The 14,180-nt window shown below is 42.1% G+C and carries 16 protein-coding genes; 8 read left to right on the forward strand and 8 right to left on the reverse strand.

Features of this window, described 5'->3' with window-relative positions:
* Nucleotides 1-168: 168 nt before the first annotated feature.
* From ACC612_RS04645 to ACC612_RS04655, 3 genes are read left to right on the forward strand one after another with little or no spacing between them, the layout of a single operon-like run.
* Nucleotides 169-477, forward strand: coding sequence for a DsrE family protein (locus ACC612_RS04645; protein ID WP_371853302.1), 309 nt, complete (start codon nt 169-171; stop codon nt 475-477).
* A 40-nt stretch (nt 478-517) separates the two neighbouring features.
* Nucleotides 518-1,012, forward strand: a complete 495-nt coding sequence (locus ACC612_RS04650) for a ferritin (RefSeq protein ID WP_371853303.1) — start codon at nt 518-520, stop codon at nt 1,010-1,012.
* A 52-nt stretch (nt 1,013-1,064) separates the two neighbouring features.
* Entirely contained in the window at nt 1,065-1,415 is a 351-nt protein-coding gene (locus tag ACC612_RS04655) for a desulfoferrodoxin family protein (RefSeq protein ID WP_371853304.1), read from the forward strand.
* Nucleotides 1,416-1,621: 206 nt separating this feature from the next.
* On the opposite strand, the gene ahbC is transcribed toward ACC612_RS04655, so the two are convergent.
* From ahbC to ACC612_RS04690, 7 genes are all read right to left on the reverse strand, one after another.
* Nucleotides 1,622-2,824 (reverse strand): 12,18-didecarboxysiroheme deacetylase, encoded by a 1,203-nt coding sequence (gene ahbC / locus ACC612_RS04660; protein WP_371853305.1) that lies wholly within the window; start codon nt 2,822-2,824, stop codon nt 1,622-1,624.
* 114 nt (nt 2,825-2,938) lie between these two features.
* On the reverse strand, nt 2,939-3,742 hold the full coding sequence (locus tag ACC612_RS04665; RefSeq protein ID WP_371853306.1) for a uroporphyrinogen-III synthase: 804 nt from the start codon (nt 3,740-3,742) through the stop codon (nt 2,939-2,941).
* Nucleotide 3,743: 1 nt separating this feature from the next.
* Nucleotides 3,744-4,505 (reverse strand): uroporphyrinogen-III C-methyltransferase, encoded by a 762-nt coding sequence (gene cobA, locus ACC612_RS04670; protein ID WP_371853307.1) that lies wholly within the window; start codon nt 4,503-4,505, stop codon nt 3,744-3,746.
* Between the two features lie 147 nt (nt 4,506-4,652).
* Nucleotides 4,653-5,054 carry a DUF1699 family protein gene (locus ACC612_RS04675; protein WP_371853308.1) on the reverse strand — a complete coding sequence of 134 codons (402 nt, stop codon included), beginning with the start codon at nt 5,052-5,054 and terminating at the stop codon, nt 4,653-4,655.
* A gap of 103 nt (nt 5,055-5,157) precedes the next feature.
* The gene (gene hisD, locus ACC612_RS04680) at nt 5,158-6,441 is read right to left on the reverse strand and encodes a histidinol dehydrogenase (RefSeq protein WP_371853309.1); all 1,284 of its coding nucleotides are present in this window, start codon (nt 6,439-6,441) and stop codon (nt 5,158-5,160) included.
* Nucleotides 6,442-6,466: 25 nt separating this feature from the next.
* Nucleotides 6,467-8,671 carry an ATP-dependent DNA helicase gene (locus ACC612_RS04685; protein WP_371853310.1) on the reverse strand — a complete coding sequence of 735 codons (2,205 nt, stop codon included), beginning with the start codon at nt 8,669-8,671 and terminating at the stop codon, nt 6,467-6,469.
* 97 nt (nt 8,672-8,768) lie between these two features.
* On the reverse strand, nt 8,769-8,942 hold the full coding sequence (locus tag ACC612_RS04690; RefSeq protein WP_371853311.1) for a hypothetical protein: 174 nt from the start codon (nt 8,940-8,942) through the stop codon (nt 8,769-8,771).
* Between the two features lie 25 nt (nt 8,943-8,967).
* Between ACC612_RS04690 and ACC612_RS04695 the strand changes: the two genes are divergently transcribed.
* Nucleotides 8,968-9,774 carry a mechanosensitive ion channel family protein gene (locus tag ACC612_RS04695; RefSeq protein WP_371853312.1) on the forward strand — a complete coding sequence of 269 codons (807 nt, stop codon included), beginning with the start codon at nt 8,968-8,970 and terminating at the stop codon, nt 9,772-9,774.
* 60 nt (nt 9,775-9,834) lie between these two features.
* On the opposite strand, the gene ACC612_RS04700 is transcribed toward ACC612_RS04695, so the two are convergent.
* Nucleotides 9,835-11,139, reverse strand: coding sequence for a TrpB-like pyridoxal phosphate-dependent enzyme (locus ACC612_RS04700; RefSeq protein WP_371853313.1), 1,305 nt, complete (start codon nt 11,137-11,139; stop codon nt 9,835-9,837).
* A 200-nt stretch (nt 11,140-11,339) separates the two neighbouring features.
* Here ACC612_RS04700 and hisS point away from each other — a divergent pair, with 200 nt between their 5' ends.
* Genes hisS through ACC612_RS04720 form a run of 4 tightly spaced genes read left to right on the forward strand, consistent with a single transcriptional unit; the run spans nt 11,340 to nt 14,171 of the window.
* Nucleotides 11,340-12,581: a histidine--tRNA ligase gene (gene hisS / locus ACC612_RS04705; protein ID WP_371853314.1), complete on the forward strand. Its 1,242-nt coding sequence runs from the start codon at nt 11,340-11,342 to the stop codon at nt 12,579-12,581.
* A complete protein-coding gene (locus ACC612_RS04710) occupies nt 12,578-13,072 on the forward strand; it encodes a hypothetical protein (RefSeq protein ID WP_371853315.1) in 495 nt (164 codons plus the stop codon). Before hisS ends, ACC612_RS04710 begins: the two co-directional genes overlap by 4 nt.
* 21 nt (nt 13,073-13,093) lie before the next feature.
* Nucleotides 13,094-13,690 carry a hypothetical protein gene (locus ACC612_RS04715; RefSeq protein WP_371853316.1) on the forward strand — a complete coding sequence of 199 codons (597 nt, stop codon included), beginning with the start codon at nt 13,094-13,096 and terminating at the stop codon, nt 13,688-13,690.
* Entirely contained in the window at nt 13,671-14,171 is a 501-nt protein-coding gene (locus ACC612_RS04720; protein ID WP_371853317.1) for a hypothetical protein, read from the forward strand. Before ACC612_RS04715 ends, ACC612_RS04720 begins: the two co-directional genes overlap by 20 nt.
* Nucleotides 14,172-14,180 lie beyond the last annotated feature (9 nt).

A 14,180-nucleotide genomic window follows, 5' to 3' on the forward strand; every position in this document is an offset into this window, starting at 1 on the left:
TTGGTACAGCATGGGAATACAATATCAAAGTTAATTCGGATTTAGATCTATAATAGCGAAAATCCTTTATATTAACCTGTTCAATTCCATTGTGGGTAGCCATTATGGTACACTGGAGGGGATCATATAGGAAAGAAAATAGCTGTTTTTGCTTTCAATGGTGAACCATTGTGCTTTGCTCATGCATTGATGAATGCCATTGATATGAAGGAGCGCGGACACGATGTAAAACTTATCATAGAGGGTTCGGCTACCAGGAACATATCTGACCTCATAGATCCGACAAAACCATTTTCTAGCCTTTATATGAAAGTGAAGAAGGCGGGACTCATAGATTGTGTTTGCAGGGCATGTGCCCAGAAAATGGATAGTATCGACAGTGCCAAGGAACAAGGTCTTCATTTATGTGATGAGATGTTTGGTCACCCCAGCGTGGCCAGATACATAGAAGAAGGCTATGAAGTTGTTGTATTTTAAATAAATTCTACAGGAGGATGTTGAAATTTTAAGCCAAAAGATGTTAAAAGCTCTTAATGAGCAGGTTAACAAGGAGATGTATTCAGCTTATCTTTACCTCTCCATGTCTGCTCACTGCACCAATGTTGGATTGAATGGTTTTGCCAACTGGTTTATGGTACAGTACCAGGAAGAAACTTTTCACGCAATGAAGATATACAACTACATAAATGAGCAGGGTGAAAAGGTAGTTCTCCAAGCTATAGAGAAGCCACCTTCGGATTTTGGCACTCCTCTGGAAATGTTCCAGGCCACATTGAAACATGAACAGTTTATAACCAAGTCTATCCACGATCTGGTTACGCTTGCCCTTGAAGAAAAGGACTATGCTACTCAGATATTTCTCCAGTGGTTCATTACAGAACAGATCGAAGAAGAAAGTAATGACAACGAGATAATATCCAAGCTAAAACTAATAGGAGATAATACCAGCAGTCTTTTTGTACTTGACAAGGAACTTTCTGTGCGTGTGTTCACACCACCTGCAGTCGAGTAATGGACAGATTAATTTAATATTATCTATACATAACATTAAGAAAGGTGAAATAATGCAATTTGGAGAAGTACTTAAAGGAAAAGAAGCAGAGGGCAAAGAGAAACATGTTCCGACTATCGAGGTCATAAGGGGTCATGGTTCAACAGGTGCAGATTTCGTGAGGGTTGTAGTGGGCAAGGAAGTACCTCATCCCAACACAGTGGAACATCACATAGAATGGGTGGAGCTTTACGGCATTACAAAAGATGGGAAGACCATTAACTTTGGAAGAATGAACTTCGAGCCAGTACACACACAACCTGTTGCCAGTTTCCACGTAAATAATATTGACAATTTCAAGGCTTTCTGCGCTCTGGAATACTGTAATATCCATGGTGTATGGCAGAACTGCATTGAAGTCTAATTTTATCTTCTATTTTTATGACCTCTTTTGAGGTCATGCCTTTTATATACCTGTCCATGCACAGTTTAAGCAAAAGATCAGCAGGCAGGTGATGCCTTTGTTTGCGACTTTCTTAAAAACAGTATTTGCGTTATTATTGGCTATTGTACTTTCATATCTGTTTGTAGAATATATCTTTGCATGCATGCAAAGTTGAAAGTGGAAGGTTATTCCTTCCCGTCATAATCAATTTCTTCCTTTGTAAGATAACAAGCAGGGTCATCCGCCCAGACATTGTCATAAACAGCTTCTGCCCTTACCCTGAAATTTGCATTACAGACTTCGAGCCATTTGCACTTTGCACACCTGTCAGCATGTTGTTTTATCAGAGGTTTGCGGTTCTTCAGGCCTGCCATCAGCTCATCACTGGTATCTCTCCAGATCTCACTGAACTTTCTTTCCCGGACATTTCCAAAAGTATAGTGTCTCCAAAATTGGTCAGGATGTACTGAGCCGTCCCACGATACACAGCCTATACCTATACCTGTAGAGTTCCCTTGGTTCATCTGCAGCAGTGAATACACTTCTGCAGCTCTTTCCGGGTCTTCTTTAAGAAGCTTAAGATAGATATACGGACCATCACAGTGATTGTCAACCGTAAGCACTTCCACAGGAAGTCCTTTTTCATGCAACTCTTTTGTCTTTTCCATTATCAGATCTACTGCCTCTCGACTTTCTTGAAGACTTAGGTCTTCTTCTACCATATCAGAGCCTCTGCCTGCATATACCAAGTGATAGAAGCATATACGTGGGATGTTCTCTTTTTCGATAAGGTCGAATATAGCCGGAATGTCATGTACATTGTGCTTATTAATAGTAAATCTGAGGCCTACCTTTATTCCCTCGCTTCTGCAGTTGCGAAGTCCTTCAAGAGCAGCATCGAATGCCCCAACACACCCTCTGAATTCGTCATTGGTTTCTCTCATGCCATCAAGTGAGATGCCCACATAAGACAGCCCGATCTCTTTCAGCTTTTTTGCCATTTCTTTATTAATGAGGGTACCATTTGTGGAAATCACTGCTCTTCTGCCTTTGGATCTGGCATACGCAGCTAGTTCCGGCAGATCTTTACGCATCAGGGGCTCCCCTCCTGAGAACAGAATAACAGGAGAGCCAAATTCTGCCAGATCATCGATAAGTGCTTTGCCTTCCTCTGTAGTAAGCTCATTCTTATACTCTATGTCTCTGGAATGGGCATAACAGTGAACGCATTTAAGGTTGCAGCGTCTGGTCACATTCCAGACCACAACAGGCTTTTTGTCGATTGAGAACTGCAGAAGATGGGAAGGAAGTTTTTTAGAATCCCTGCCGTATCTTAGAGCATCCGATGGTTCCACGGTTCCACAATATAGTTTTGAAATTCCGATCATGATAATCGTCCTGGTAGATAAGTAGAATTAGGCACAAATACAGTTTTTACAGCATTTTTTCTTTAGCTGTGAAATTTGCATGAGAAAATGAAAAAAATGGTATAAATAAGTTTTTCAGGAACATGCAGGTAGCATGTCCTTGATCTTCCTCAATATTTCTTCAAAGGTGTACTCATCCGGAATTATAGATACATTTACTTTGTATCCGCGTAATGTTTCAGCTGTCGGCAAGCCAATTGCTGCTACTATAGATTCATTAAGCACCTTTAGTATCTCATTTTCTGCTTCCATTTCTTTTGCCACTTCAAAGAAATTATGTATCATCATAGAACTGGTAAATGCAAAAGCTGTGATCTTGCCTTCCAGAGCAGATCTTATCAGATCCTTTTGCTCCTCACCATCCGGTTTGAATAAGCTGTATACCTTTGTTTCCAGCACATTTGCGCCACAACGGGCAAGTCCCTCTGTGAGCACAGTTGAACCAAAGACGCTACGAGCCAAGTCTACATTTTTACCTCTTACGTCCTTACAAAGATATTCTACAAGGCCCTTTGAACTGTACACTCCGGGCATGCCCATGACATTTATACCTTTTTCTTCGAGGGCTTTTTTAGTAGTAGGTCCGATAGCAATGACATTTATGCGGTTTAAAGCTTCTATGAACATATCGCGCATAGCGTAGGGTATCTTCCGTAATGTGAAGTCCAGTCCATTGGCACTTGTGAATATTACATAATCTGCTTCTTTTTTCACTATGTGTTGAAAAAAGGGCTTGAATGAAGAATCCTCCATTCCTGTAAGTTCTATCATAGGGACAGCCAAAGCCTCAAATCCCATAGACTCTGCAAGCTTCACAGATTCTTCTTTATATACAGATGGGCGCATGATGGCAATAACAGGCCTTTTTTGTTCAGTCATTTTAATCCCTTCCAAATATCTGTTCGCCAAGTTCATCATGCAATTTAACTACATCACCTATTATAGTAATAGCAGGAGCTTTGACCTTTCTTTCCTTCTTGAGGGATACAATGTTCTCAAGAGTACCCACAGTTACTTTCTGGTCAGGACGGGTTCCCCGTTCTATGAGTGCTATTGGTGTGGACGGATCTTTGCCGTATCTAATAAGTTCATTTACATTGCGTTCCAGCATCTTGACGCCCATCAGGATCACAATCGTACCAGAGAACTTTGCAAGTGTTTCCCAGTCCAGAGCGCTTTCTTCCTTGGTAGGGTCTTCATGACCAGTTATAAAAGTGACCATAGAGGCATGATCTCTGTGCGTTACAGGAATTCCTGCATAGGCAGGTGCGGAAATGGCAGATGTTATGCCAGGTACAACCTCAAAACTAACTCCAGCCTGAATTAATTCCTGAGCTTCCTCTCCTCCTCTTCCAAAGACGTAAGGATCTCCTCCTTTGAGACGTACCACCATTTTTCCTTCCTTTGCCTTCTTAACAATCAGTTCGTTAATCCTGTCCTGGGATAACGTATGATCTCCTGCATACTTTCCTGCATCTATTTTCTCAGTCTTTTCAGGAATTGAAGAAAGTATTGCTTCACCCGGAAGCTGGTCGTATATTACCACGTCTGCAGTGTCAATAAGCCTTCTTGCTTTCAAAGTAAGCAGCTCTGGGTCTCCGGGACCAGAACCAACAAGATATACTTTTCCGTTATCAGTCATTATCGCAAAACCCTTCGTGTTTTTAAAAGATGAAGTGATAAAGTTATTTATAGGCATCGTTGTGATGCCATTATAACTATTGTCCAAAGGACAAACTACTCTAAGCGTAGAACAGCAAAGAAGGTAATATTCTCTCTAGATGACAGTCTACTTTTGCTTTCCAAGTATGTAGAATATCATTTCCCTATTAAGTTTTCCTTCTCTCTCGATCTTATCAGCTATCTCGTTTTCAGATCTGCCTTCAGCTTTCATTTCCTTTATTTTGTCGATGATAGCAGGTGATATGCTGAAATATTCGTTTATATCCTTTCTGTGACCCCACACATCTCCTTCTACCAGCTTGATATTCTGCATTTCCAGAAACATCTCTATGGACTTGGAAACTGTTCTTCTGTATGAGCTTGGTATCTGGATTACCTCTACTTTTGTGCAGGTCTGTACAAGGCTAAAAATATCCTTGTTCGACGGACGGAAAGCGAGATGTATCACTTTCTCATTAGGACTCAGTTCATTAATCTCTTCTCTGGAACTTACAACTCTTATTTTCATAGGTGGCCCCCCCACCGGTTTGACTCAAAAAATAACTTATTAAACAAATTATGCATTTCACCTATTAAATAATTGTCGATTGAAAGAGATAAAATGTCAGACCTTATCTGGAAAAGCGTACACGGACAGCATCAGCGTGTGCCTGTAGCCCCTCTTTCTCAGCAAGTGAGATCACAGTATCTCCGATCGTGGCAAGTCCTTCCTTGCTAATACGCTGGATGCTGGAAACCTTCAGGAAATGCATTATATTGAGGCCAGAGTACATTCTCGCATATCCTGCAGTGGGTAATACATGATTTGTGCCCGACGCATAATCTCCTACAGGAACGGGAGCATAGTTACCTACGAAAATGGAACCTGCATGTTCTATGTTCTCAAGCGTTGCATTGTTGTTCTCAGTCATAATCTCCAGGTGTTCAGGGGCGAACCTGTTTGAGAGGTCTACACACTGCTCTATGGAATCAGCTATCAATATAGCTGCATTTTTAAGTGATGAACTTACTATCTCTTTTCTAAGAGTGCTCTGTGCTTGTTTCAGTACTTCTTCTTTAACCTTGTAAGCCAGCTTCTCCGAGGTGGTTACCAGTACCGATACAGCCTGAGGATCATGCTCTGCCTGTGCTATCATGTCTGATGCGATCATTTCAGGATATGCAGAGTCATCGGCAATGATAAGGACTTCACTTGGCCCCGCAGGGAAATCTATCTCTGCCATATCTCTTATCTGCATCTTGGCTGCTGTTACATACACATTTCCGGGACCTACGATCTTGTCTACTTTCATCACGCTTTCAGTACCATAAGCCATGGCAGCTATTGCCTGTACCCCGCCTACACGATATACATGGTCAGCCCCTGCAACTTTTGCTGCTGCCAGAGTAAGAGGGTTAACTCTCCCATCAGGGCCTGGAGGCGTGCACATTACCACTTTTCTGACTCCTGCAACCTTTGCAGGTATGATGGTCATAAGTGCGGTTGAAGGATATGAAGCCCTGCCACCTGGCACATAAGCACCCACACTTGCAAGTGCAGTGACTTTTTGTCCAAGTTCTATCCCCGGAGAAAGCTGCATGAACCATATTTTATCAGGCATTTGTGCCTCATGGAATTTGCGGATATTACTTGCAGCTATTTCCAGGTGCTTGATGAGATCCTCGTCTATACTTTTGTATGCTTTTTCGATCTCATCTTTGGACACTTCAATGGCATCAATATTAGCCCCATCAAAACGCTGTGTGTACTTTCGAAGAGCTGCATCCCCTTCACTGCGCACATCTGTGAGGATAGAAGAAACAGTGTCATTGACATTAGCAAGTTCTCCTCCACCTCTTTCTACGAGTGCCTGTATTTCCTTTTCAGGAATCTCTGATAATTTTCCGTAAAGCATAATGGATCACATCTATTAATTTGTTCTACTCATCAAAGTAGCTAAATGTCTTTTGTTGTCTTTCCATTGGCCTGTATACTGTTCCAGCAGAACCAGTTCCATTTTCATCATCTGCTGAGTGAAGGCCTCCAATATTTTTCATTATCTTTTCTGCAATCTTCGGACCTATTAACTTGGCTATTCTCTCAATACCGACCTGCTTTAGTGCTTCTACTGACGTAATTCCGGCATCATACAACTTGCGTGCACGTACCCGGCCAACATCACGGATACTCAACAGTTCAAGCAATTGTGAGTTTGCTCCGTATTGTATGCGTTTTTCCAATTCATAGGCTTTTTCCACTCCCGGAAGCTCCATAGTCTCTGCAAGCCTGGCCATAGCATGCATCAGCCATTGTGCCATATCAGCAAAAGCATGTATATCACCTTCCCCAACGTTGAACTGGGTAGTGATCTCATCCATGGGGACCTCATCTATCCATTTCATCATCAACAAGGCAGTTTTTACTTCTCCCAGGAACCATTCGTACTCTATTGCCTTGAAAGAACTGGGCATTCTGGCAAATTCTTCCTTATGGGCAGTTGCAAATTCATTTATCGAAGCATAATCCGAACTGCGCATGTAAAGCTGCTTCATATCAGGGGTGCTGCACACAAGATGCATTAAAGTAAGGTCAGTAAGGTTTTTAGCTTTCCCTAATCCCTCAAGTATGATCGCCGCCGAGAGCGGGTCCACATATAGCATGGAAACAACTTTTCCAAGCTTTGTAGCCCTGAGACGGTCTTCATTCTGCAACATACCATGTTCCAGCAGGAATGATATACTTTCTTCCACAAGTTCCTGAAGATTACGTGCTTCCTGTTGGTGTGCAAAAAAAGTTGCACTCATGAACTCCATTAGTCCTTCTTCACTTGAGGCAAATCCATTGACCACGGTCGAAAGGACATGGGTACGCAGTGCATTTTCTGTACCTAGCTTAGACCAGATGTCTTCGGCTTTAGCATTAATATAGTTCTCAAAAAGTGCTTCCATCTCGTCATAGGAACGGGCAATAAGAACTGATTCTCCATAGGGGTCGAGATGTGGTCTGCCTGCTCTGCCAGCCATTTGTTTATATTCCAGGACAGGTATTGGCTGCATTCCAAAGTTGGCATCATATCTCTTATAACTGCGGATAACTACTCTGCGTGCAGGCAAGTTAAGCCCGGCTGCTAAGGTAGGTGTGCTGCATATTACTTTGATTACATTTTCTCTGAAACCGTCTTCTACAAGTTTGCGGTGAGCTGAGTTAAGTCCAGCGTGATGGAAAGCAACTCCATTTCTCACACATTGTGCAAGCACTCTGGAAGCTTCCGTTTCAGATGCTTCTTCTATAGCATCTACTATTATGTCAAGGGAATTACGCTCCTGTTTGCTGAGCACCTTTTCTACATGTCTTCCGAGTTTTTTTGCAAAACCCACACAATTCTTACGGCTGCTTTCAAAAACAAGGCATTGTCCCCCCTCTTCCAGTGTGCCCATTACAATATTGACACCATCGTCAGATGATGTGATATCAACAGTTTTCTGGGAGCCTGTAAAATTTATTGTATCGGCATAATACACACCTTCGCGCAGGTCAGTAGGTCTCCATTCACTCAGAATAAGTCCGCTTTTAAGCCAATCAGCTATTTCCTGTGCATTACCTACTGTGGCAGACAATGCAATAATTTGAGCTCTTGGGTTCAGCTTTCTCAATTTGGCAATAGTGACCTCAAGGGTCGGTCCTCTGTTGGCAGAATCCAGTAAATGCACTTCATCCACGACTATAGTAGTTAGGTCCTGCATCCAGGCAGTCTCATTGCGCAGGAGAGAATCTGCTTTTTCTGATGTTGCAACTATTATATCATTAGAACCAAGCCATTCATCCCTGGCTTCAAAATCCCCGGTTGATATGCCTGTTTTGATGCCGATTTCTCTGAACTTCAGAAAACGGTCCATTTTTTCAGATGCCAGTGCTCTAAGGGGCACAATATAAAGTGCTTTTCCACCGTTTGATATGGAACTCAGCATTGCAAGCTCAGCTATGAGGGTCTTCCCAGATGCTGTAGGTATTGCAGCAACTATGTTCTTCCCTTCAAGAAGACCTTTTGTAATAGCTTCATCCTGAGGAGGGTACAATTCTTCTATACCCGATCCAAGATAAAAAGCGATCACTTTTTCCGACAGGCTAAGTTCTTTGATCTTCATGAGGATTCATCTGAAAGATGATCTGATGTCTAATAAAAGTTGCTTCCTTATTTTTATCAGTTTGTCAGAGATTACTTTACTATTTAGCGATCATTTCTTATATCAGGATGCACAGGGAAATGGAATATATGTCCATTTTAGGGAACACTTCTTCATTGTCAGCTAATTCATTGTCAGGTTTAGCTGACTCATTATCTGTGCATTTTTCTACATTTGCATTCATCGTTTTGATTGTTTTCTTAACCGTACTTACTGCAAGGATAGTGGACAAGATTTTGGTCACTCAAGTGCGCATGATGAATAAGAAAATGAACATTGACCAGACATCTTATAGTATTATAAGACATTCCAGTGTAGCTGTCGTCTATCTGTTTGGTCTGTTCGTTATAGTCTCAAACATCCCTTTCCTTGAAAAGATGTCAGTTGCTCTCTTAGCAGGTGCAGGTTTTGCTGGTATTGTAGTGGGTCTTGCTGCCCAGAGTACTCTTGGTAATATTATATCAGGTATATCACTTGCGGTCTTTCGGCCTTTCAGGGTTGGGGACAGAGTAAATGTGATGAATGAATATGGCAAGATCATTGATATTACTCTACGCCATACGGTTGTAAGGACATGGGACAATCGCAGGCTCATTATTCCAAATAGCATTATTGGGGATGAAGCCATTATCAACTGGTCTATTCAAGATCCCACAGTAAGGTGGCTTGTAGATGTCGGAATAAGTTATGATTCTGATATAGACCTGGCACGTAATATCATGCTTGAGGAAGCAAGGAAGCATGTCAACATCATGACATATGTAGAGCTTAGGAAATACGACCCTGCTATTCCTAAAGAAGAGGTTATTCAGGTTATGGTGACTGAGTTGGGAGATTATGCTGTAAATATGCGCATGTATTTCTGGTGTGCAGATCGTAAATTTTGTTTTTTGACAGCATGTGATCTTCGTGAATCTATAAAGAAAAGGTTCGATGCTGAAGGCGTGGAAATACCATTCCCATATCGTACTATAGTTTATAAGAATGAGATGGCTTCAAATGCAAGGATGAGTAATAATAATCAATGTAAAGATCCATCTTCTGTTATAATGCAGGAACATTAGTATAAACAAGTTAAAAAGTATGGCCTGCTGATCAGCAGGTCATTTTTATACTCTAAAAAATTATTCGTTGCTCAGTTTTCCACTGAAATACATGTCATAAGATGCCATGTCAAAGTGACCATGACCGCTGAGATTAAACAGAATAGTCTTCTCTTCGCCTGTCTGCTTGCACTTGAGCGCTTCATCTATAGCACATTTTATGGCATGAGCTGATTCCGGAGCAGGTGCTATTCCTTCGCTACGTGCAAAGGCTACTGCTGCATCGAATATCTCTACCTGGTGATAGGCTGTTGCCTCCATCATACCATCTGCAACCAACTTACTGACTATTGGTGATGCACCGTGGTATCTCAGGCCACCTGCATGAATGGCCGGTGGTATGAACTCAGATCCGAGGGTGTACATCTTTAGAAGTGGTGTCATCTGTGCCATATCACCAAAGTCATAATCATACTTACCGGATGTCAGGCTGGGACATGCAGAAGGTTCAACTGCGATGATCCTTGTATTTGTTTTACCTGCAATGTTATCTCTTATGTAGGGCAGGCTGACACCTGCAAGGTTACTTCCTCCGCCACAACATCCAATCACGATGTCAGGATAATCTTCGGTCTTTTCGAACTGTTTCTGTGTCTCAAGGCCTATCACTGTCTGGTGTAGGCATGTGTGGTTAAGGACACTGCCCAAAGCGTATTTGGTATTGTCATTAAGTGCTGCTTCTTCTATTGCCTCACTAATAGCTATTCCCAAACTTCCGCTGGTATCAGGGTATTTCTCAAGAATCATCCTTCCAAACTGTGTTTCAGTGCTTGGGGACGGAATTACAGTTGCACCCCAGAGGTTTATCAGGGATTTTCTGTATGGTTTCTGGTAGAAGCTTGAGCGTACCATGTAGACTTTACATTCGATATCGAAATAGTTGCATGAAAGTGATAGTGCACTACCCCACTGACCAGCACCGGTCTCAGTAGTTATTCTCTCTGTGCCTTCTTTCATATTGTAGTATGCCTGGGCAATGGCAGTATTTGGCTTGTGGCTGCCTGCAGGGCTTACGCTTTCATTCTTGTAATATATTTTTGCAGGTGTTCCAAGCGCTTTTTCAAGCCTGTGTGCTCTGTAGAGGGGAGATGGTCTCCAGAGTTTGTATATATCCAGGATTTCCTGTGGGATATCGATATATTTCTCAGAGCTCATCTCTTGCTTGATCAGCTCTTTTGCAAATATAGGCTCAAGTTCAGATGGTTTTATGGGTTCCCTGGTTGCAGGATTAAGTGGAGGTGCAAGGGGTTCCGGGAAATCTGCAAGTATATTGTACCAACGAGTAGGCATCTCGTTTTCGTCGAGTAATATCTTCGTATGCTCCATGATAATCCTCAATCAAATGTATTAAACTGTACAATAATGTGCATAACTCAATTATATATAGCACTTTTGGTTTCCATCTCAGTTTCTTGAAAGATGTTATTAATCGAAACAGTAAAATATACTGTATAAATACTAACGTGCAAACTAGATTAGTTTGATATCTAACATTAAATACTTATTTAATACATCAGGTTGATCCGATGACGATACAAAGACCAAGAGGAACAAGGGATTTCCTTCCGCAAGATATGGCCCGCAGAAGACATCTGGAAAACCGGCTAAGGCAGGTTGTTAACAGATGGGGTTATCATGAAGTAGTTACACCCACCTTTGAAAACCTCGAACTTTTCACAATGAAATCAGGTGAAGGGGTAGTAGGTGAGCTATACAACTTCACAGATAAAGGAGATAGGGAGATGACCCTGCGTCCAGAGCTCACAGCGCCTGTGATGCGGATGTTTGTAAATGAGATGCAGGCAATGCCCCATCCCTTGAAACTTTTCTATTTTGAAAACTGTTTCAGATATGAAAGGCCTCAGAAAGGCAGATTCAGAGAGTTCTGGCAGTTCGGTGTGGAACTGATCGGTTCCGAAGGGCCGGATGCAGATGCTGAGGTGATAGCCCTGGCAACTTCCATGCTTGGAGTTGCAGGTATTAAAGGCGACCTACACGTAGGTTACCTGGGTATCATCCGTCATGTACTCAGTCCCCTGGAAGTTGAACAACAAGGTAAGATCATGCGTCTTGTGGACAAGAAAGATTACAAGGGACTTGATGATTACCTTGAAGAGATCACTGCACCTGTAGATATGCGGATGCAACTTCTGGAGCTGATCTCTCTTACAGGCAATGAAGCAATTTCTAAGGCTCGAAACCTTCTAGGTGCGATTCCACAGCTCGACACGTTCCAGCAAATACTTACTCTTCTAGATGCCTACGGTATCGACTATACTATTGACTTCGGTATAGCTAGAGGTCTTGACTACTATACAGGCATGGTCTTTGAGGTATATGCTGAGGGTCTCGGTGCACAGAAACAGGTGTGTGGCGGTGGTTCATATAAACTGATCCAGCTTTTTGGCGGAGGAGATGTTCCATCTACTGGTTTTGGTCTGGGTTTTGACAGGATCATGGAAATATACAACATTGAGCCAGAACCTCAGAATACTGTGGTAATGATCACTACTGAAAGCACACGTATGAATGCTATTCCTGTAGCTTGCAAGCTAAGGGAATATGTTCCTGTTTACCTGGATATAATGAACAGGAATTTCAAATCCCAGTTATCATATGCTAATAATATAGGTGCTCGGTATGCACTGATATTAGGAGACAGGGAAGTAGCCCAAGGGCTTTTCACTTTCAAAGATATGGAAAGCGGCAGCCAAGAATCCCTGAATCTGGATGAAATCATTTTGAAACTTACCGGTGAAAGCCATTGAAGGAGTCAAATAGTTTTCATGTTCTGGTAGCCAACACAAATGCTGCGGTTTCTTTACCTATGCGTTTTGTGGTGGCTTCCATCCTGCTGATGGTGACTTTGGCCATGTTGGCCACAGCAACTTCAGGTTTTCTTGCTCACATTAAGATAAGTGAGCTTGAATCTGAGATGTCCAGAATGGATGCTACAGCTTCGCTATTATATTCAGGCGGTCCTGGTAGCAACCTTACAATGGAAATAGACATTCCAACAGGATGTTCTGTGGTCCTGGGGTCAATACCAGAATGTGAAGCTGCATGGCCTCGTGATGCAAGGAATTATTATCTGGAATGTGATGGGAAATATACAGTGAAAGAATCCAGGGCGGCATATACCAATGAATTGATGGATGGTGTAGCTGTTCTTGGTTCAGGCAAACACCGGATATTCATGGAAACAAGTATCGATAACTCAAGTGGGATGTTGTTCGTCAGAGTGTACGAACAGATCTAAGGTTCTATTCAATAGATTACGATGAAGACAATATCAAATTTTCTCCGCGATGAAAGGGCATGGGTGGATTTTGTTCTTTCAAAAACTGCACTTATACTTGCAAGTGTTGTGGTCATTGCTGCTGTATATCATTTTGCAGTAAGCATTCAGGAAGTAAACCGTCAGAAGGAACTGGATCTGTTATCTACGGAATTGGTATCTTACATAGATAGGGCTGGAAGTAGTCCTTATGAAGTGAACTCCACTTATAATTTCAACAAAGAGCAGTTATCCCACTTTCAAGGGCAACCACTGGAAGCTATGATCTCCGGAGAATATGTTGTCATTAGCACCAATGTTGATGGAAGGCCAATTATTTCGGCAAAGACCCCTGCTTTTAGGGTATATCCTTATTCACATACTACTCTGTACAATGATCTCAGATCGGAATATGATTCAAGCGGAACTATGAGCGAGCCTGTACGGGCTAATCATACGGATATAATAGAGTATTTGACTTCCAGGACGACAGATGTGAGCTTTAACGCCAGCAACCCAATCAATATCCATAAAACATTTATATATTTTGTAAGCAATACAAACGTGGAAAAGATAGGGTATGTATTGTTTTATCAATGACGACAGGGCTATACTTGAACCGCAAAACGACATCTTCGCTACGGCGTTATTGGTGTTGGGTTTTGTTATTTTTGCGTGTGTGGTCTCAAAGACCTACATTGCTCATCAGGATAGTTCTTTCGCATTGGAAAATTATGAACAGGCTTCTCTTATTGCACAGGGAATCGCCCATTCCCAGATGCTTCAGGGCAGCAGACAAGATCTTATATCTGCCGAAAAACTCGATGGGCTGAGCGGTCCGCAAGCTGATCCACAGATCTTGAGCTTATTCTTTGATAGTTTCTCTCCCAATGTAAATTTTCAAGTGGATATTTCAACGGAAAATGGTGAATATACGTGGCAGATCCGCAAGCCAGCTTCTTCATATTCTCATGTAGGGCAGATAGCTGCCTCTGTACCTGTTACACTAGAACTTAATCCGATGAAGCAAGTTCCTGGCACATTGACTGTAAAGCTGTTCAAAAGTAGTTGGGATTCTTGATGGAAGGTA

The sequence above is a fragment of the Methanomethylovorans sp. genome, assembly GCF_041447285.1.
Taxonomy (GTDB): domain Archaea; phylum Halobacteriota; class Methanosarcinia; order Methanosarcinales; family Methanosarcinaceae; genus Methanomethylovorans.